Annotated in this window: 1 pseudogene; it reads left to right on the top strand. The window is 64.9% G+C overall.

Features of this window, described 5'->3' with window-relative positions:
• Positions 1–337, top strand: a pseudogene (locus IMZ11_RS43700) (phosphotriesterase-related protein); the annotation flags it as partial.
• Between the last annotated feature and the right edge of the window lie 176 nt (positions 338–513).

The raw sequence follows: 513 nt of genomic DNA, 5'->3' as shown, positions 1-513 counted from the left end.
CGGCTACCTCGAAGAATTGATCGCCAACGGTTCCTATATCGGCATGGACCGCTTCGGCGTCGATGTCTTCCTTCCGTTCGAGGACAGGGTGGACACGGTCGCCACCATGTGCGAGCGCGGCCACGCCGAGAAGATGGTGCTCTCGCACGACACCTGGTGCTACTTCGACGCGCTGCCGGACCAGCTGACTGCCCAGGCCCTTCCGAACAGCCACTACCTACACATCCACAACGACGTGCTGCCCGCCTTGCGTGAGCGCGGGGTCACCGAGGAGCAGATCACCACGATGCTGGTGGACAACCCACGCCGGATCTTCGAACGCAAAGGCGGATACTGAGATGACCGACGCCATCCTGACGATCCCCGCCCAGCTCACCCAACTGGCGGAGGCTGACCCCGACCAGCCCGCGGTGACCTGCCAGGGCCTCACGCTCACCCGCGCCGAACTCGACCGTGCCACCAATCGACTCGCCCGCGCCTACGCCACACGCGGTGTGGGACAAGGCGATTACG

This window comes from Microtetraspora sp. AC03309, assembly GCF_020826795.1.
In the GTDB taxonomy this organism is placed as follows: domain Bacteria; phylum Actinomycetota; class Actinomycetes; order Streptosporangiales; family Streptosporangiaceae; genus Microtetraspora; species Microtetraspora glauca.
This window is presented reverse-complemented; position numbering and strand designations above follow the sequence as displayed.